At 56.1% G+C, this 702-nt stretch carries 1 protein-coding gene; it reads right to left on the reverse strand.

What is annotated here, in order from left to right:
- Positions 1 to 625 (reverse strand): IS5 family transposase (locus PG896_RS21085; protein WP_270836205.1); only part of this gene is annotated, 625 nt, incomplete at its 3' end.
- Between the last annotated feature and the right edge of the window lie 77 nt (positions 626 to 702).

Raw genomic sequence — 702 nt, forward strand, 5'->3', positions numbered from 1 at the left:
CCTTTTTCTTCAGTAGCGCATGACAGGCCTTGGTGTCATACGCACCATCGGCGCTGACCTGTTTTATCTTGCGTCGTAAGGGGTTGAGCAACGTCGGTAACACCTCGTTATCCGCCACCGTCTCCAGGCTGACTTCGGCAGCGATGACCGCATGGGTTGTGGCATCCACCGCCAAGTGGAGCTTGCGCCACACTCGTCGCTTCTCCTTGCCGTGTTTGCGAATTTTCCATTCGCCTTCGCCATAGACCTTGAGGCCGGTGGCATCAATGACCAAGTGAGCCACCGGGCCTTGGCTGGGGAGGCGGTACTTGATGTCGACGGTCTTGGCGCGCTTGCTGATACAGCTATAGTCCGGCGACTGCAAAGGCACCGCCATCAGTTGGAACAACGAGTTAATGAAGCCTTCTAGCGCCCGCAGCGGCAACTTGAACAAGCCTTTTAGCATCAGGGCCGTCTCAATGGCGGTGTCACTGTAGTGGAAACCTCTCCCTCGGCGGCCATGGTGGACCAGGCAATGCCACTGCTTAATGGCTTGTTCGTCCATCCAGATGGTCAACGAACCGCGTTGCACCAAGGCTTGGTTGTACTGCTGCCAGTTGCTGATCTTGTGCTTGGACTTGCCCATCTGATGCTCTCGGAGACTGCGCTACAGGATCAGATCACCGAGATGACAGATAGTTCCCCGATTTGAGCAACAAGACC

The organism is Aeromonas sp. QDB30, from assembly GCF_027707645.1.
Classification (GTDB): Bacteria; Pseudomonadota; Gammaproteobacteria; order Enterobacterales; family Aeromonadaceae; genus Aeromonas; species Aeromonas caviae.